The sequence below is a fragment of the Actinoplanes sp. NPDC051346 genome (assembly GCF_040682215.1).
In the GTDB taxonomy this organism is placed as follows: Bacteria; Actinomycetota; Actinomycetes; order Mycobacteriales; family Micromonosporaceae; genus Actinoplanes.
This window is the reverse complement of sequence record NZ_JBFBAJ010000007.1, coordinates 384695-402821: the sequence shown is the minus strand read 5'-3', so window position 1 is coordinate 402821 and position 18127 is coordinate 384695. Positions and strand designations below refer to the sequence as shown.

The 18127-nt window shown below is 70.2% G+C and carries 15 protein-coding genes; 5 read left to right on the top strand and 10 right to left on the bottom strand.

Annotated features, from left to right (window positions below):
- Window positions 1–157 precede the first annotated feature (157 nt).
- A complete protein-coding gene (locus AB0M36_RS20185; protein WP_364159571.1) occupies window positions 158–1240 on the top strand; it encodes a Glu/Leu/Phe/Val dehydrogenase dimerization domain-containing protein in 1083 nt (360 codons plus the stop codon).
- A gap of 179 nt (window positions 1241–1419) precedes the next feature.
- Complete coding sequence (locus AB0M36_RS20180; protein ID WP_364159569.1) at window positions 1420–1635, top strand: DUF3073 domain-containing protein; 216 nt, start codon at window positions 1420–1422, stop codon at window positions 1633–1635.
- A 351-nt stretch (window positions 1636–1986) separates the two neighbouring features.
- Here AB0M36_RS20180 and amcA read toward each other — a convergent pair whose 3' ends face one another.
- The 5 genes from amcA to AB0M36_RS20155 all read right to left on the bottom strand — a co-directional run bounded on the left by amcA (window position 1987) and on the right by AB0M36_RS20155 (window position 7003).
- Window positions 1987–2211, bottom strand: a complete 225-nt coding sequence (gene amcA, locus AB0M36_RS20175; RefSeq protein WP_364159567.1) for a multiple cyclophane-containing RiPP AmcA — start codon at window positions 2209–2211, stop codon at window positions 1987–1989.
- Window positions 2180–3283 (bottom strand): cyclophane-forming radical SAM peptide maturase AmcB, encoded by a 1104-nt coding sequence (gene amcB / locus AB0M36_RS20170; protein WP_364159565.1) that lies wholly within the window; start codon window positions 3281–3283, stop codon window positions 2180–2182. Before amcB ends, amcA begins: the two co-directional genes overlap by 32 nt.
- Before the next feature lie 427 nt (window positions 3284–3710).
- Window positions 3711–4862, bottom strand: a complete 1152-nt coding sequence (gene purM, locus AB0M36_RS20165; protein WP_364159563.1) for a phosphoribosylformylglycinamidine cyclo-ligase — start codon at window positions 4860–4862, stop codon at window positions 3711–3713.
- Window positions 4863–4951: 89 nt separating this feature from the next.
- The gene (purF, locus tag AB0M36_RS20160) at window positions 4952–6562 is read right to left on the bottom strand and encodes an amidophosphoribosyltransferase (RefSeq protein ID WP_364159561.1); all 1611 of its coding nucleotides are present in this window, start codon (window positions 6560–6562) and stop codon (window positions 4952–4954) included.
- A gap of 78 nt (window positions 6563–6640) precedes the next feature.
- Window positions 6641–7003, bottom strand: a complete 363-nt coding sequence (locus AB0M36_RS20155) for a sterol carrier family protein (protein ID WP_364159559.1) — start codon at window positions 7001–7003, stop codon at window positions 6641–6643.
- Between the two features lie 160 nt (window positions 7004–7163).
- Between AB0M36_RS20155 and AB0M36_RS20150 the strand changes: the two genes are divergently transcribed.
- Window positions 7164–9389, top strand: a complete 2226-nt coding sequence (locus AB0M36_RS20150) for a carboxypeptidase-like regulatory domain-containing protein (protein ID WP_364159557.1) — start codon at window positions 7164–7166, stop codon at window positions 9387–9389.
- Between the two features lie 180 nt (window positions 9390–9569).
- Here the strand turns inward: AB0M36_RS20150 and purL are convergent, their stop codons facing one another.
- Genes purL through purS form a run of 3 tightly spaced genes read right to left on the bottom strand, consistent with a single transcriptional unit; the run spans window position 9570 to window position 13401 of the window.
- Window positions 9570–12428: a phosphoribosylformylglycinamidine synthase subunit PurL gene (gene purL, locus AB0M36_RS20145; protein WP_364159555.1), complete on the bottom strand. Its 2859-nt coding sequence runs from the start codon at window positions 12426–12428 to the stop codon at window positions 9570–9572.
- A complete protein-coding gene (gene purQ / locus AB0M36_RS20140; RefSeq protein WP_364159553.1) occupies window positions 12425–13138 on the bottom strand; it encodes a phosphoribosylformylglycinamidine synthase subunit PurQ in 714 nt (237 codons plus the stop codon). The genes purL and purQ overlap by 4 nt, the downstream gene beginning before the upstream one ends.
- Complete coding sequence (gene purS, locus AB0M36_RS20135; protein WP_364159551.1) at window positions 13135–13401, bottom strand: phosphoribosylformylglycinamidine synthase subunit PurS; 267 nt, start codon at window positions 13399–13401, stop codon at window positions 13135–13137. The genes purQ and purS overlap by 4 nt, the downstream gene beginning before the upstream one ends.
- 321 nt (window positions 13402–13722) lie before the next feature.
- Here purS and AB0M36_RS20130 point away from each other — a divergent pair, with 321 nt between their 5' ends.
- Complete coding sequence (locus tag AB0M36_RS20130) at window positions 13723–14409, top strand: trypsin-like serine protease (RefSeq protein WP_364159549.1); 687 nt, start codon at window positions 13723–13725, stop codon at window positions 14407–14409.
- Between the two features lie 42 nt (window positions 14410–14451).
- On the opposite strand, the gene purB is transcribed toward AB0M36_RS20130, so the two are convergent.
- Window positions 14452–15873 carry an adenylosuccinate lyase gene (gene purB, locus AB0M36_RS20125; RefSeq protein ID WP_364159547.1) on the bottom strand — a complete coding sequence of 474 codons (1422 nt, stop codon included), beginning with the start codon at window positions 15871–15873 and terminating at the stop codon, window positions 14452–14454.
- Window positions 15870–17192: an MFS transporter gene (locus AB0M36_RS20120; protein ID WP_364159545.1), complete on the bottom strand. Its 1323-nt coding sequence runs from the start codon at window positions 17190–17192 to the stop codon at window positions 15870–15872. The genes purB and AB0M36_RS20120 overlap by 4 nt, the downstream gene beginning before the upstream one ends.
- A gap of 254 nt (window positions 17193–17446) precedes the next feature.
- On the opposite strand from AB0M36_RS20120, the gene AB0M36_RS20115 reads away from it, so the two are divergent.
- Window positions 17447–17899, top strand: coding sequence for an SCP2 sterol-binding domain-containing protein (locus AB0M36_RS20115; RefSeq protein WP_364159543.1), 453 nt, complete (start codon window positions 17447–17449; stop codon window positions 17897–17899).
- The last annotated feature ends 228 nt before the right edge of the window (window positions 17900–18127 follow it).

The following is an 18127-nucleotide window of genomic DNA, read 5'->3' as shown; positions in this document are numbered from 1 at the left end:
CCTTTCACGAAATCGCTCCCGATTGACTTCTCGCGCACAGCCAATCGGGTGGCACGATGCACGGCTAGGCTCGTCTGATGTCCGGCAACACCCCGCCGGAGCAGGCAGGGTCGTCCCACAAGGGCACTCAACCCAACACACTCAGGAGAGAGCAGTCATGGGCGTGTTCGTAAGCAGCGATGGCACCGACGCCGTCGGGCACGAGCAGGTCGTCTTCTGCCAGGACCGGCACACCGGCCTGAAGGCGATCATCGGTATCTACTCCACGGCCCTCGGGCCCGCGCTGGGCGGCACCCGGTTCTACCCGTACGGGAGCGAGGAGGCGGCCGTCACCGACGTGCTCAACCTCTCGCGCGGCATGGCGTACAAGAACGCCCTGGCCGGCCTCGATCTCGGCGGCGGCAAGGCGGTCATCTGGGGCGACCCGGCGCTGGACAAGTCGGAGGCGCTGCTGCGCGCCTACGGTCGCTTCGTCGAGACCCTCAAGGGCCGCTACTACACCGCCTGCGACGTCGGCACCTACGTGCCGGACATGGATGTCATCGCCCGTGAGACCCGCTACGTGACCGGTCGCAGCGTGGAGCACGGCGGCGCCGGCGACTCGTCCGTCCTGACCGCCTGGGGCGTCTTCCAGGGCATGCGGGCGGCCGCCGAGCACACCTGGGGCCGTCCCACCCTCGCCGGCCGCCGGGTCGGCATCTCCGGCCTCGGCAAGGTCGGCAAGTACCTGGCGGGTCACCTGATCGAGGACGGCGCCACCGTGGTCGCCACCGACGTCAGCCCGGCCGCGCTCGAGTGGGCCCGGGCCACGTACCCCCAGATCGATCTCGTTCCGGACACCCAGACGCTGGTCACCAGCGACATCGACGTGTACGCCCCCTGCGCGCTGGGCGGCGCCCTCGACGACGACACGGTGTCCGTGCTGCGCGCCAAGATCGTGACCGGCGGTGCGAACAACCAGCTCGCCCACCCTGGCATCGAGAAGCTCCTCGAGGAGCGCGGCATCCTCTACACACCGGACTACGTGGTCAACGCCGGCGGCGTGATCCAGGTGGCCGACGAGATCGAGGGCTTCAACTTCGAGCGGGCGAAGCTGCGCGCCACGAAGATCTTCGACACCACGGGCCAGATCCTGCGCCTCGCGGACGACGAGGGTGTGCCGCCCGCCGTCGCTGCGGACCGCCTCGCCGAGCGTCGGATGGCCGAAGTCGGACGGCTCCGCAGCATCTACCTGGGTTGACGGATTTGTACGCCGTCGCGCGCCGCGTCCAGGACAGGCCGCGACGCGCGACGGTGGTACACGTAACCCGAGGTGCCGAAGGCGGCATCGTCCATGTACCGTAAGACCCACGAGAGATGCCTGACGTCATCGGGGCCCGCCTTCGGGCTGCCCCGAATTCTGTGCGAGGGGGTCGAGCCATGGGGCGCGGCCGTGCTAAGGCCAAGCAGACAAAGGTGGCCCGGGAGTTGAAGTACCACTCCCCGAACACCGACCTCACCGCCTTGCAGCGCGAACTGGCGGGTGCTGGTAAGTCCGACCATCACTTCGTCGACGACGACGACAATGTCGTCGACGACGATGACGATGACGATGCGGACGACGAGCACGACAGCTGGTCGCCTTCGAGGCGCTGACCCGTATTGCACAGAGCACGCGGCTTCCCGCGTGCTCCCGTGTGTCGCGGTCGTTCCGGCAGAGCATGATGCCCACGCGGTCTGACCGCGCGGGCATCATGGCCTGTACCTAGTGCACCCCTCCGCCGTCCTCAGCGTGGCGTTCCGGATGCCCTGAGCATCCGGCGGCGTCGCACGGGGTCCGGCAGCGGTCCGCAGGTGGCTCCGATCCGCCCATGACATGGGCGGAATCGGTCTACGCCGATGCCTGCTCCAGCGTGCCCCACCACCGGGGCCCGGCGGCGGCGCGACCGGGCCGGGACGGCAGCGGCCGGGCGGTGTGCCACGGGGCCTTGCTGTGCCCGTACCCAATCAGCGGGGTCGGTTGTTCCAGTTGTAGAACGTCGGGATGTTCTCGAAGTGGTTCCAGGCGCACACCGCCGAGCCGTCCTTCGTCGCCGACTCCGCGCGCTGCTGCCGGGCTTCCTCAGCCTCCTCGAGCAGGGCCGCCAGGCCGGTCCGGGTGTCCCGCACCCGCGCCGTCACGGGATCCGTCTCCACGCGGTCAGACGGCCGTGGGCTCGTGATCTCGGGCATGGTCCAGCACTCCCTCCAGTAGGCGAATCTTGCTGTTCCGACAGTGGTCCGTCGTTGTCACGTCGAACCGGCCCAGCTCGAAGTAGCGGTTGGCGGCATGCGCGCCGCCGCAGAAGCCGAAGTAGGGGCATTGCTCGCGGCAGGCCTCCACCCCGTCGAGGAACTCGCGGATCCACGGCGTCGTGGACGCGTTAGCGAGGATTTCCGCGAGCGGGGTGGTCAGCACGTTACCGCTGCTGAAGTCGCCGTAGCGGGGGTCCGAGAAGCCGGCCAACTCGGGCGAGAGCAGGACCACGCTGCCGTCGTGGGCCACGGTCGGGATCGGATCCAGGCGCCGGGGCAGCACGTCGTCGGCGGTGCCGTCGAGGACCGCCGCCGCATAGCGCAGCGACCACTCGACCTCCCGCAGGTGAATGCGGGGATCGCGGCGCCAGGCGCCGACCAGCTCGGCCCAGAAGGCGGTCACGTCCCGCTCGGGATGCCGATTGGCGCGGACGTTGACACCCTCGAGCTCCTCGACGTTGATGCCGAGCACGTCGCAGCCGAGGCCGAGGAAGTAGTCGTACAGCTCGGTCGCCAGCCCGGGCGCGGGCCGACCGACCACGCACAGCGCGGAGAACGGAATCCCGTGCCGTTTCAGCGCGTCGATCCCGCGAACGATCCGGTCGTAGGCCGGCTTGCCACCCAGGGTGACGCGATCACTGTTACGCGACTCGGGGCCATCGACACTCACGCTGACCCGCATGCCGTGCTCGGCGAAGAATTCACACCACGCGTCGTCGATCAGGGTCGCATTGGTCTGGATGTGGTGCTCGACGCCCGCGGCGAACGGCCGCATCAGCGCGGCCAGGTGGGTCCGGCCCGCCGCGAGCGGCTCGCCGCCGTGCCACACCACCGAGAATCTTCGGGTACGGGCCCAGTCGTCCACACCAGCAGCAACGGCGCTGGCGACCTCGACGGACATCTTCTGGTCCACCCGCCGCAACGGCAGGTAGCAGTAGGAACAGTCGAGATTGCAGAGCGTAGTGGGTTGCATGACGACGTAGGTGGGAACCGTAGCGATCCCGCGCATGCCACTCCAGGGAACTCCCACAGCCACCTCCGTCCACGCCGTCGTCGACTCAGGCCAGGCTAGGTGCCGACGTCCACCCGAGTCTGCCCCGCCCCCCATTCACGGCCAAAAGATCACACAGGTCTCGTGACATCGACACACGTGGATCATTGCACACGAAGGGCGGGAAACTGCCTTCGCCGCCGCGGGATGACGGGACGGGTGACTTTCGGCGATACGCGCCGTAATCGGCGCCCGCATCCGCCGGCGGCGGGGCTTCTGCCCGCCGGCGGCGAGGCTTCTGCCCGCCGGCGGCGAGGCTTCTTCCACCCGCCGCACGTCGACGCCGGCGCGCCGCTTCTTCCCACCCGCCGGTGCCCGCCGGCGGGTGCCGGCGGGACACGTGCGTTCGCGAGGTTGGCGCCGGCATGAGCCGGCGGCCGGCGGCTCAGCCGCGGGTGTACTGGCCCATCATCTGCACCTGGCCGCTGCCCTCGATGACCTCGCCGACCTGCCACGCCTCGACGCCCCGGCCGGTCAGGTAGGCCATGGCCCGGTCCGCGTCGTCGGAGGAGACGATGGCGAACATGCCCACGCCCATGTTGAAGGTGGCTTCCATCTCGGTGTCCTCGATGCGGCCCTTCGCCTGGATCAGGTCGAAGATCGACTGCGGGCGCCACGACGAGCGGTCCACCACCGCGTCGACGTGCTCCGGGAGGATGCGGACCAGGTTGCCCGGGATGCCGCCGCCGGTGACGTGGGAGAACGCGCGCACGTCGGTCTCCTCGATGAGGCCGAGGCAGTCCTTGGCGTAGATCTTGGTCGGGGTGAGCAGCTCCTCGCCGAGGGTGCGCTGCCTGCCGAAGTCCTCCACCACCGTGTCGAGGCGCATGCGACCCGCGCCGAGCAACACGTGGCGCACCAGCGAGTAGCCGTTGGAGTGCAGGCCGGACGAGCGCATGGCGATGACCGCGTCACCGATCTCGACCCGGTGGGCGCCGAGGATCTCGCTCTCCTCGACGACGCCGACGCCGGTCGCGGAGACGTCGTACTCGTCGGGGCGCAGCACGCCCGGGTGCTCGGCGGTCTCGCCGCCGAGCAGGGCGCAACCGGCGTACCGGCAGCCGTCCGCGATGCCGGCGCCGATCTCGGCGACCTTGTCCGGCACGACCTCGCCGCAGGCGATGTAGTCGAGCAGGAACAGCGGCTCGGCGCCGCAGGCGACCAGGTCGTCGACGACCATGGCGACAAGGTCGATGCCGATGGTGTCGTGGATGTCGAGCTGCTGGGCGATGACCAGCTTGGTGCCGACGCCGTCGGTCGACGACGCGAGGATCGGGCTCTTGTACTTCTGGGTGTTGAGCTTGAACAGCCCGGCGAAGCCGCCGAGGTCACCCATCACCTCGGGACGGGTGGTCTTCTTGACCTTCGACTTGAGCAGCTCGACCGCGCGCTCGCCGGCGTGGATCGAGACGCCGGCGTCCGCGTACGTCACCGTGCGCTTGCGGCCGGGGCGGCCGGCCCCGGCCGACCACGGCTGACGGTCGCCGCCCTCGGCGCCGTTCGATCCGGCACTGCTGCGCTCGGACACGTGCGTCACGGTTCTCCCCTTTGGTGGTGGTGCTGCTCGGCTGGGCCGCTGGTTACGACGTCTGCGGTGGTGCGCTGGTTCCGGTCGGGCCCGAAAGCTTACGGGCGGTGCAGGGCGTCGACCCCGCCCGGGCTGCCGACGAGCGGTTGCGCCTGGTCGCGCTCGCCCTCGGCGTACTGCTCATCCTCGTACTCCTGCTCGAGTCCGGCCACCGCCGCGGTGGCCGCCTCCGGCGAGGCGTCGGGCATCGACGCCCGCTTGCCGACGCTCTCGAGCAGGTGCTTGCCAATCAGGTGTCCGGCCGGGAGCTCGATCGGATACTGCCCATCGAAGCAGGCCATACAGAGTCGTGTCTTCGGCTGCTCGGTCGACTGGACCAGACCGTCCAGCGAAACGTAGCCCAGGCTGTCGGCACCGATCGAGCGGCGGATGCCGTCGATTTCGAGGCCGTTCGCGATCAGCTCGGCGCGGGTGGCGAAGTCGATGCCGTAGAAGCAGGGCCACTTGACCGGCGGGGAGGAGATGCGGACGTGCACCTCGAGCGCGCCGGCCTCCCGCAGCATCCGGATCTGAGCGCGCTGGGTGTTGCCGCGCACGATCGAGTCGTCGATGACGACGATGCGCTTGCCGCGGACGACCTCGCGCAGCGGGTTCAGCTTCAGCCGGATGCCGAGCTGACGGATCGTCTGCGAGGGCTGGATGAAGGTACGGCCCACGTACGCGTTCTTCATGAAGCCCGCGCTGTACGGAATGCCGGATTCCTCCGCATATCCGATCGCAGCCGGGATACCGGACTCCGGGACACCGACGACCAGGTCGGCCTCGACGGGGTGCTCCTTCGCCAGGCGACGACCGACCTCGACGCGGGCCGCGTAGATGTTGCGGCCGGCGATCGTGGTGTCGGGACGGGCAAGGTATACGTACTCGAAGAGGCAGCCCTTGGGCTCGGGCACCGCGAACCGGGTCGACCGCAGACCGTGCTCGTCGATCGCGAGGATCTCGCCGGGCTCCACCTCGCGCACGAAGCTGGCGCCGACGATGTCGAGGGCGGCGGTCTCGCTGGCCACCGCCCAGCCGCGCTCCATGCGGCCCAGCACGAGCGGGCGCACGCCCTGGGGGTCGCGCGCCGCGTACAGCGTGCTCTCGTCCATGAAAACGAAGCTGAACGCGCCGCGCAGCCGCGGAAGCACCTCCATGGCCGCGGCCTCGACCGACAGGTCGGGGCGACTGGCCAGCAGCGTCGTCACCAGGGCGGTGTCCGAGGTCGCGGCGTCGGCCTCGAGGCCACGCTCGGCGACCTCACGGGCCAGATCCGCCGTGTTGACCAGATTGCCGTTGTGCGCCAGCGCGATCGTCGTGCCGGCCGTGGTGGCGCGGATCGTCGGCTGGGCGTTCTCCCAGTTGGAGCCGCCGGTCGTGGAGTAGCGGGTGTGCCCGATGGCGAGGTGGCCGCGCAGGCTGGCCAGCGTCGGCTCGTCGAAGACCTGGGAGACCAGGCCAAGATCCTTGTAGACCACGACACCCGAGCCGTCACTGACAGCGATGCCGGCGGCCTCCTGGCCCCGGTGCTGCAGTGCGAAAAGGCCGAAATAGGTAAGTTTTGCGACCTCTTCCTCGGGAGCCCAGACGCCGAAGACGCCGCAGGCATCCTGGGGTCCGCGGTCCTGGGGGTCGAGATCGTCGGTCAACCGGCCGTCGCCTCGGGGCACGCGCTTGCTCCCTCATGCTGATCTGCTCGGACTTGCTGGTCTGTTCCGACCGCCCAGTGTACGCGAGGTGACGGGCATTCAGCTCGGGTGCACAGGGAGGTACGGAGCCAGATCGGTGCGTGTTCCACTCGCCCGTACCCGGCCCGAATCCACCGCATCGGACCAGCCCAAACGGCCCGTTGCGACGAGAAGCCAGGTCATCGGATCGGTCTCGACCACATTGGGCGGTGTGCCGCGGGTGTGCCTCGGACCGGCGACACACTGAATAGCACCGAAAGGTGGAATACGGACCTCCACCGAACGGCCCGGAGCGGTTCGCGCAAGGTCGGACAGCAGTGCTCGCACAGCGTCACGGAGCACGGATCGGTCGGGTTCGCCGCCGCCGTCCAGCGCGTCCAACGCCGCGCCGACCGACTCGGATTTATTGTGCGCAGGAGACACGTCGGGACAATACGACCCGGCGAATAGACACAACCCGGCGGCCCTGGGTCGCGCAGATGTCCCCCGACAGGGCATAGTGGCCGACGGTGTGTACTCGTCGCGGAATCCAGTGGGCAACTCTAAGCCAGCCCGAGGACCGCGCGACCGGAAGGCGGTGGACGTGACAACGCACCTACGAGCCCGGGCTATCCAGGCCGGTGCGTTCCTGGCTGTGGTCGGTGGCGTCCTCGTCGCCGCACCCCCGGCGGCATTGGCGTTGGAACCACAGGTTTCCATCACCAGTCTGTCGTCCGGGGACATCCCATCCGGGGGCAGGACCACCCTGACCTACACCATCTTCAACCGGAACCCGCCCGCCCTTGGTGCCCAAGAGACCGTCACGGTGGTGCTCGCCGCCGACGGCATGACGTGCAGCGGGAAGTGCAACTTCGACGACACGGTGGCGGCCGGCAAGAGCAAGGACTTCACGGCCACGCTGACCGCGGGCGCCGTCAGTCCAGGAGAGACGAAGAAGGTTCAGGTCCAGATCACCGCGACGATCGGCACCGAGGACAACGGCGCGAGCCGGACGATCCTCGTGCGGGGCCCGGACAAGCCCCAGACGGTCCGCCAGGTCAGCGGCAAGGTCAAGGACCAGGACGGCAAGGCCGTCCCCGGCGCGGTGGTGCTGCTGCGCGACAGCCAGCAGCACAGCTACAACGCCACGACCAACGGCGATGGCGGCTACTTCTTCACGTCTTCCGACGGCGCACCCATCACGGCAGGTCAGCTGATCCTCGGTGCGGCGAAGCAGGGCTACACGCCCGCGACCGCCACCGCCCAGGGCGGCGCCGGCAATTCGGTCACCGTGCCGTTGACGATCAAGCTGACGGCGGCGCCGACCTCGCCCACCCCGACGACCTCGACGAGCCCCACCGCCAAGCCCAGCGCGGCGACGGAGGACGAAGCGACGGTGGCCGCCGACGATGGCAGCGCGGCCGCACAGCCACTGACGCAGAAGACGTCGGGCGACGACGAGGACTCGGGCTCCCTGCTCTTCATCATCGTCGGCGGCCTGCTGGTCGCCGCGGGTATCGGCGCCATCATCCTCGTGGTGATGCGCCGGAAGAACAATCCGGAGGATCCGGACGACCCGGGCACCAAGGGCGTGGGTGCCCTGCCGCCGAGCCCGAACCGATACGGCGGTGCCGACGACACCCGCATGGCGCCGTCGGCCGGCATGCGCGGCGACGCGACCATGATCGCCCCGCGTTCCGGCGCACCGTCCATGGCGGACGCTCCGACGATGATCCACCGGAGCGCACCGATCGAGCCGGTCGACGAGTTCCCGGATCCCTACGGTGCTCCGCTGCCGCAGAACGGCGCGTACAACGCCCCCGGCGGGTGGGGTTCCGCCCCGGCTGCCGGTGCGGCCGGCGCTGCGGGAGCGGCCGCATACGGCACGGCCACCCAGTACGGGGGCGCGCCGGTGCCGGCCCAGAGCGGCGGCTACGACGAGCCCGCGGCCAACGGCTACGGCGGATACGACGCCCAGGCCGGGTATGACGATCAGCCCGGCTATGGCCAGGCCGCCCCCGGCCAGCAGCGCTACGACGAGCCCACCGGCATGTACCGCCCCGGGAACGGCTTCGACGAGCGCGACGGCTACGGCGACCAGGGCGGTTACGGCGCGGCCCAGGGCTACGACAACGGCTACGGCGGCGACTACGCGGGCCAGGACCCGCAGGGCGGCGCGGCGTACCAGGCCGGCGGATACCAGGCCGGCGCCTACGGTCAGCAGCCCGGCGACCAGGCCTACGGTCACCAGCCCGGCGACCAGGCCTACGGTCAGCAGCCCGGCGACCAGGGCGGCTATGGCGCCTGGGACGGTGCGGGCGCTGGCGCCGGGATCGACAGCGGCAACGCCTACGGCCCTCCGGCCGGCGGCGGCAACGCCTACGGTCCCCGTGCTGGCGGCGGCACCTACGGCGGTCCCCAGAGCGGCGGCTACGGCGGCGATGGCGGCTACGGCGGCGGCCCACAAGCCGGCAGCTACGGCGGCGGCGCACCCCAGGGCGGCGGCTACGGCGGAGGAACCTACGGAGGCGCACCGCAGGCCGGCGGCTACGGCGGCGCACCGCAAGGCGACAACGCCTACGGCGGCGCACCGCAGGCCGGCAACGCCTACAGTGGCGCACCGCAGGCCGGCAATGCTTACGGAGGTGCACCGCAGGGCGGCGCCTACGGCGGTGGCGACCAGGGTGGCTACGGTGATCAGCACGGCTACGACCAGCGCGGTGGCGCCTACGGCGCCTATGGCGGCGAGCAGGGGCGGGGCGGCGCGCCGCGGGCCCCAGAGGGTTCACACCCCGCGCAGCGCCGGCCGTCCGACTGGATAGAGGACTGACGAACCCCGCGCCACGGTTCGGCTGAAAACGCTGAGGCCGGTCCTGTCTTGATGACAGGGCCGGCCTTCGTCATGGACGACTTGCCTGAAGTCCTTTGACGACAGACGGCCTTGCCAGCCGATAGGAAAGCGAAACGCCACGGCGAATATCGCCGTGGCGTTCCGAGGTTGTCGCCGCTGTCAGGCCTTGGCCTCCAGGTCACCGGGCTCTGCGGTGCCGAGCGCGGCATCGGCCGGTTTGGTGCTCGGCGCCGGCTCGGCCGGGCTGTCCGACTCTGCCGGATCGGTCTCGCCACCCGACGCCGTGGGCTCGGCCGTGCGCTCCGACGTTGCCGCCTCGGCCGTGTGATCCGGGTCGGCCGTGCGATCCGACGGGGTGGCGGGCTCGGTGGGCGAGTCGTTCGCCGCAGCCGGCTCGGCGTCGGGGGTCGCCGGGAGCTCCGCGACCTCGGTCGCCGGGCCGGCCGGGGACTCGTCGGCCCGAGAACCAAAGGCCGACGGTGTCTCCGGGGCGAGGTCGACCATCGAGGTCGACACCGGCTCGCTGATCTCCAGGGTCACCGAACGGAACTCCTCGGCGTCACCACCGAGCGCCGGCACCGCCGCCGCGGGGCGTGGGCCGAGCTCGGCCGGGCCGCCGAAGAGGTTGCGCATCGTGGACGAGAACGCCTCGCGCAGCTCGTCCAGGCCGATGGTGAACTGGTGCTGGATCTCGAGCGCCGGCTCGTTGGTGGTCACGCCGATCGGGACGCAGGGCACGCCGTGCTCCGCCGCGAGGGCCACGAAAGCCATGTCGTGGCCTCGGGGCACCGCGACCAGCACCCGGCCCGCCGACTCGCTGAAGAGCCAGACGAACGGGGTCGTCGCCGCGTCGTGCTCCGGCAGCGCGACGCGGGCGCCGACGTTGCGACGCAGGCAGGACTCGACCAGGACCTGCGAGAGGCCACCGTCCGAGAGATCGTGCGCCGCCACCACGTGCTCGCGCTCCGACGCCTGGGCCAGGAGCCGGCCGACCCGCTGCTCGTGGGCCAGGTCGACCTTTGGCGGGCGGCCGCCGAGGTGGCCGTGGGTGACCCACGCCCACTCGGAGCCGGACAGTTCGCATTCCGTGGAGCCGAGCAGGAACAGCAGGTCGCCGTCAGTGGACGGCGGCGGCGGGAAGCCCATGGGCACGCGCCGAGCCACGTCCTGCAGGACGCCGAGCACGCCCACCACCGGGGTTGGGTGGATCGCGGCGGCGCCGGTCTGGTTGTAGAAGCTGACGTTGCCGCCGGTCACCGGAATGCCGAGCTGCTGGCAGCCGTCGGCGAGACCACGTACGGCCTCGGCGAACTGCCACATCACCGACGGGTCCTCGGGGGATCCGAAGTTGAGGCAGTCGGTGACGGCGATGGGCTCGGCGCCCGTCACCGCCACGTTCCGGTAGGCCTCGGCGAGAGCCAGCTTGGCGCCCTCGTACGGGTCGAGGCGCGCGAACCGGCCGTTGCCGTCGACGGAGAGCGCGACACCGAGGCCGGTGCGCTCGTCGATGCGCAGGACGCCGGCGTCCTCGGGCTGGGCCAGCACCGTGTTGCCGAGCACGTACCGGTCGTACTGCTCGGTGACCCACGACTTGTCGCACAGGTTCGGCGAGGCGATCATGCGCAGCACGGTCTCGCGCAGTTCCTCCGGCGTCGTGGGACGCGGAAGCGTCTCGGCGCGGTCGGCCTGCAGCAGGATGAGGTCGGCCGGCTCCCTTATCGGGCGCGCGTAGACCGGGCCGTCGTCGGCGAGCGAGCCGGGCGGCACGTCGACGACGATGTGGTCGTTCCAGCTGATCACCAGGCGGCCGGGCTGGCCCGGAGCCTCGCTCGGGGTCACCTCGCCGATGGCGGTGGCCCAGACGCCCCACTTGTCAGCGACGGCGAGCACCTGATCGAGCTTCTCCGGCGCGACGATGAGGAGCATGCGCTCCTGCGACTCGCTGGCCAGGATCTCGGTGGGCGACATCGAGGCCTCGCGCAGCTGCACGCGCTCCAGCCAGACCCGCATGCCGGTGCCCGCCGCGGCGGCGGTCTCGGTGAGTGCGCAGGTCAGGCCGGCGCCGCCGAGGTCCTGGATGCCGACGACCAGCCCGGCGTCGTACAGCTCGAGGCAACTCTCGATGAGCAGCTTCTCCATGAACGGGTCGCCGACCTGCACCGAGGGCCGGCGCTGCTCCGCGCCCTCGTCGAAGGTGGCGGACGCGAGCACGGAGACGCCGCCGATGCCGTCGCGGCCCGTACGCGCGCCGAGCAGGACGACGACGTTGCCGACGCCGGCCGCTTCCTTGCGCTGCAACCGCTCGACCGGGAGCACACCGATGGACAGCGCGTTGACCAGCGGGTTGCCCTGGTAACACGGGTCGAAGACGATCTCGCCGCCGATGTTGGGCAGGCCGAGGCAGTTGCCGTACCCGCCGATGCCGGCCACGACGCCGGGCAGCACGCGGGCGGTGTCGGGGTGGTCCGCGGCGCCGAAGCGCAGCGGGTCCATCACCGCGACCGGGCGGGCGCCCATCGCGAGGATGTCGCGCACGATGCCGCCGATGCCGGTCGCCGCGCCCTGGTACGGCTCGATGTAGCTGGGGTGATTGTGCGATTCGACCTTGAAGGTGACGGCGAGCTCATCGGAGATCTGCACCACGCCGGCGTTCTCGCCGATACCGGCAAGCATTCGGGTGTTCTTGGGTGCCTTCTCGCCGAACTGGCGCAGGTGCACCTTGCTCGACTTGTACGAGCAGTGCTCGCTCCACATGATCGAATACATCGCCAGCTCGGAGGCCGTCGGGCGACGCCCGAGGATCTGCCGGATGCGTTCGTACTCGTCGTCCTTGAGGCCCAGCTCGGTGTGCGGCTGGAGGTCGTCCGGAGTGTCGTACGCCTGCTGGACGGTGTCCACCGCGCCGAACTCGTTGACCAGCACGTCGGTCGCGGCGAAGCCGCTGCGTGCGGGCGGCTGGATCGGCACCCCGCTCGGCGCCGCCGCGCCGCTGGTGGCGGTGTCGGGCTGGGTGGTCATCGCTGGGCTCCCCCTGTGAGCTGCCCGCCCGCGGCCGTTCCGGCCAGATGCCGCAGGGCGGAGGTGAAGAAACCGAGGCCGTCGAGCGACGGGCCGGTCAGCGCCTCCACCGCGTGTTCCGGATGCGGCATGATGCCGACCACGTTGCCGGCCGCGTTGGTGATCGCGGCGATGTCCCGCTGTGAGCCGTTCGGGTTGCCGCGGATGTAACGGGCGACGACCCGGCCCTCACCCTCGAGCTCGTCGAGGGTCCGCTCGTCGGCCACGTAGCAACCCTCGCCGTTCTTGACCGGGATGAGAATCTCCTGGCCGTCGGCGAAGCTGTTCGTCCAGGCTGTCGCGGTGCCGCCGATGCGCAGGTACTGGTCGCGGTTGCGGAAGTGCAGGTGCTGGTTGCGCGTGAGTGCGCCGGGCAGCAGGTGGGCCTCGCAGAGAATCTGGAAGCCGTTGCAGATGCCAAGCACGGGCAGGCCACCGCGGGCGGCGTCGGCGATGGTCTCCATGACCGGCGCGAACCGGGCGATGGCACCGCAGCGCAGGGCGTCGCCATACGAGAAACCGCCCGGCAGGACCACGGCGTCGACGCCGTGGAGGTCCGGGTCGCCGTGCCAGAGGCGAACGGCCTCTCCGCCGGCGATGCGGACCGCGCGGGCGGCATCGCCGTCGTCGAGCGAACCCGGGAAGGTGACGACTCCGATCCGCATGGTCACGCGCTCATCTGCGCGACGTCGCCGCTCGACTCCTCGACCCGGATCGAGAAGTCCTCGATGACCGGGTTGGCGAGCAGCTTGTCGGCGATCTCGCGGGCCGTGTCGAGATCGGGTTCGCCGGCGAACTCAATCTCGATGCGGCGTCCGATGCGTACGGAGGAGACCTCGCTGACGCCGAGGCGCGGCAGCGCGTTGGCGACCGCCTGGCCCTGCGGATCGAGGATCTCCGGCTTGAGCATGACGTCGACGACGACGCGAGCCACGGGCACTCCTGACTGTATAGGCGCGCAGTTGGGTGGCCCTCTAAGGGGCGAGCGGCCAAAGCCTACCTTGTACGGCCGCCGATCGACCCATCGGCCGGTGTCGGCAGCCTGACGCGAACGGGGCTGAGCTGGGGATCTGGGACGTGATCTCCACCACCGGCCGAATACGTAATGGAGTTGTTAGGCAACGGCACGTAATACCCGCCCCATCACACCGTGATAGGTCTCAATTGACATGTTGTTGCAAAACCGGGGCCACCCTACGTTCATTCGATCAAGATCGATGTCACTCCACATCGACGGAATCGGAAGGAGCCCGGCGTGCGCATCCGCATCGCTGTCGCCTCTCTGGCCACCGCCATCACCGGCGTCCTCGCCCTCCCCACCGGTGCCACTGCCGCCGTGGACGACGGCCCACAGCACATCATCGGCGGCAGCACGGTCTCCGCAGCGCCGTGGGCCGCCGCGGTCTTCAGCGAGGGCGAGTTCTTCTGCTCCGGCACGATCATCTCGCCGAACTACGTGCTCACCGCCGCCCACTGCATCGAAGGCTCGATGTCGGTGCGCATCGGCAGCACGAACCGGACCTCGGGCGGCGTGACCCGCACGGTCACCTCCATCAAGACCCGCCACGACCTGGCGCTCATGAAGCTGAGCAGCTCGGTGTCGACGAGCTACATGCCCCTGTCCAGCTCCTACCCGCCGGTGGGATCGACGAACTCCGTCTACGGCTGGGGCAGGACCTGTTACAGCGGCTGCGACGCGTCGACGATCCTGAAGACCGCGACCGTCCGGGTCACCACGACCCGCGAGACCGACGCGTTCGACGGCCGCGCGATCGCCAGCACCGGCATCAGCGGCGCCGCGTGGCGCGGCGACTCGGGCGGCCCGCAGATCTACAACGGCGCCCAGGTGGGCGTGGCGTCGCTCGCGGACGGCGTGAGCGAGCAGTACTACGGCAGCGTGGCCTACAACAGGTCGTGGATCCGCTCGGTCTCCGGCGTCTGACGGTTTCCCCGGGGACGGCGAACTGCCGTCCCCGGGAGCCAGCTAGAGAATCGGCGCGGGCCGGTAGCTCGCGGCCTCCGGGTACGCCGCGACGATCTGCGCGACCCGGTCGGCAACTGCCCGCACCTGCGCGGGCGCGGCACCCACGAACGCCGCGCGGTCCGCGACCAGGGCGTCGATCTCGCCCCGGGACAGGCCCAGCCGGCCGTCCGCGGCCAGGCGGTCGAAGAGATCGTTCTCGGCGACGCCCTTCTCCCGCATCGCGAGCGCCATCCCGACCGCGTGTTCCTTGATGACCTCGTGCGCGACCTCGCGACCCACGCCCTTGCGCACCGCGGCGACCAGGATCTTCGTGGTCGCCAGGAACGGCAGGAACCGGTCCAGCTCGCGGGCGATCACCGCCGGGTACGCCCCGAACTCGTCCAGAACGGTCAGGAACGTCTGGAACAGGCCGTCCGTGGCGAAGAAGGCGTCCGGCAGCGCCACCCTGCGGACCACCGAGCAGGAGACGTCACCCTCGTTCCACTGGTCACCGGCCAGCTCGCCGACCATCGACAGGTAGCCGCGGACGATGACGGCGAGCCCGTTGACCCGCTCCGACGAGCGCGTGTTCATCTTGTGCGGCATCGCCGACGAACCCACCTGGCCCGGCTTGAAGCCCTCGGTGACCAGCTCCTGACCGACCATGAGCCGAATCGTGGTGGCCAGCGACGACGGCCCGGCGACGACCTGGGCCAGCGCGGACACCACGTCGAAGTCCAGCGACCGCGGATAGACCTGGCCGACGCTGGTGAGCACCCGCTCGAAGCCCAGATGCCGGGCGACCTTGCCCTCCAGCTCCGCCAGCTTCTCGGCGTCGCCGTCGAGCAGGTCGAGCTGATCGGCGGCCGTACCGACCGGACCCTTGATGCCGCGCAGCGGGTAGCGCGCGATGAGATCGTCGAGGCGCTCGTACGCGATCAGCAGCTCCTCCGCCGCGCTCGCGAACCGCTTGCCGAGCGTGGTCGCCTGCGCCGCGACATTGTGCGACCGACCGGTCATGACCAGGTCGCTGTGCTCGAGCGCACGCTCGGTGAGCCGCGCGAGGGCGGCGACGACGCGGCCCCGGACGAGCTCCAGCGACGCCCGAATCTGCAACTGCTCGACGTTCTCGGTGAGGTCGCGCGACGTCATGCCCTTGTGGACATGCTCATGGCCGGCTAGCGCGCTGAACTCCTCGATGCGGGCCTTCACGTCGTGGCGGGTGACCCGCTCGCGCTCGGCGATGCTGCGCAGATCGACCTCGTCGACCACCCGCTCGTACGCCTCGACGACCCCGTCGGGCACCGCGATGCCGAGGTCACGCTGGGCACGCAGGACGGCGAGCCACAGCCGGCGCTCCATCCGGATCTTCTCCTCGGGCGACCAGAGGTCGGCAAGGTCGGCGGAGGCATAGCGGCTGGCGAGGACGTTGGGGATGCTCACGCGGCCAATTCTTCCACGGGCTTCCCGGCGCCCTGATCGCCCTGTGGACGCACATGTCGCAGGTTGCGAACCTCGCGGCTGCACAGCATCGCGACCACGGCGAGCACGACGAGGCCGGCAGCGCCCACCAGCGTCGGCCTGAGGCCGACGGCCTCCGCGATGGGTCCGGCAGCGACCTGACCGACCGGAATCGCGACAAAAGACCCGACCATGTCGTACGAATACACGCGCGCGAGCTTTTCGGCGGGCACGTGTTCCTGCACGCTCGTCTCCCACGCGACAATGAACTGCTCAATCATGAACCCGGCCAGGAACGCGGCGGCGAGCAGAAGACCGAGGCGCGGGGCGACGCCGAGGGTGAGCAGGGGAAGCGCCTCGAACCCGGTGCACAGCATGCCGACCAGCAGAGGTCGCCGGGCCTTGACCCGCATCGCGACCACCGCGCCGAGCACCATGCCGACGGTTTGCGCGGCGAGCACGAAGCCCCAGGTATGACGCCCGATGGTCTTGTCGGCCACCACCGGACCGAGCACGTTGAAGCCGCCGCTGAGGGCGGCGTTCATCACGCAGAAGCCGGCCACGACGACCCACAGCCAGGTCCGGGAGCGGAACTCGGTCCAGCCTTCCCGCAGATCCCGCACCATGCTGGTCTTCCGCTCGGCGGGCTCGGCGGTTTTCCGGCCGTCGAGCTCGGCGGTCTTCGATCCGGCTGGCGCGGCGCTCTTCGGCCCGGCTGGCGCGGAGACGGAACGAAGGCCTGCGAAGCATGCGGCGGAGAGGAGAAAGGTCAGCGCGTCGGCGGCTATGCCCCAGCCTGGGCCGGTGGTGGCCACGAGGATGCCACCGACCGGCGCACCGACGATGTAGGCGGCGTTGAACACCACTCGGTTGAGCCCGTTCGCCTGCTGGCGGTGCTCGGTCGGAACGAGCTGAGGCAGGATCGCCGAGGAGGCCGGCAGTGCCAGGGCCGCGACTACGCCGTTGACCGCGGAGAGGGCCATCAGCAGCGGCACGGTCGCCGTACCCGTCAGCACCAGAGCCGCCACCGCACCCTGGGTGACCGCCGCGGCGAGCCCCGAACCGATCATGAGCAGGCTTTTAGGCAGGCGGTCGGCGAGAGCGCCGGCGACGAGCAGAACGAGCACGTGCGCGACCATCCGGGCACCCACGACAAGGCCCAGATCGCCCGCCGAACCGGTCAGGTCCAGCACGGCGAAGGCGAGCGCGATCGGGGCCATCGCATTCCCGAGGGCGGTGACCGTACGGCCGGCGAGCAGAAAGCGGAAAGGAACGTGACGCAGAGGTGCGAGAGTGCTCACGACGCGTTCATGGCAAGGGCAGGGCCGAACTCGCGGGTCACATCGACGGCGCTGAGCGGCGGCAGCGACATGGCGCGAAGCCGCACTGGGTGGGCACCGGCCCGCTCGGCTGGAAATGACACGGCGGAGGAGCCTAAGAAAGACGGGGACGCAGGGTCCACCAATTATTCAGAGGTTGAGACACTGCACTTCGACGCGGTTATCGCTAAGGTTACTCGTGAGTAGGTCTGGCGCTCATCCCGAAAGGTCCACCCATGACTGAATTCAACCCCGAGACGCTCGCCTCCATCGGTCCGAAGGAGTTCGCCGCCCTGGTGAAGTCCACCCCGGATTCGAAGATCACGGAGGTCATGGGCTCGGACAGCCGCACCAAGGTCCTCGACGAGGTCTTCAACCGGATGCCCACCCTGTTCCGCGCGGACCGCGCCGGCGCGACCCAGGCGGTCATCCACTGGAACATCACCGGCGCGGCGGGCGGCGGCACCGACACCTACGAGACGGTGATCGAGAACGGCGCCTGCACCGTCACCAACCAGCCCGTCCGCGAGCCCAAGCTCGCCATGACGATGGACCCGGTGACCTTCCTGAAGGTCGTCTCGGGCGACGGCAACCCGATGATGATGTTCATGACCGGCAAGATCAAGGCAAAGGGCGACCTGGCCCTGGCGGCGCAGGTGGCGAAGCTCTTCGACATCCCGAAGGGCTGAACCGACCCCTCCTCGACGCCGGCCCGGATCTCGCATCGGGGCCGGCGTCAGGCTTTCCGCCGCGCTCGCCCCTCGAAGAGGCGACTACTTTCTTGAAGGCGACTCCTCCTCCGGGGCGACGCGCCCTCCGAGGCGACGCGCCCTCCGAGGCGACGCGCCCTCCGAGGCGACGCGCCCTCCGAGGCGACGCGCCCTCCGAGGCGACGCGCCCTCCGAGGCGACGCGCCC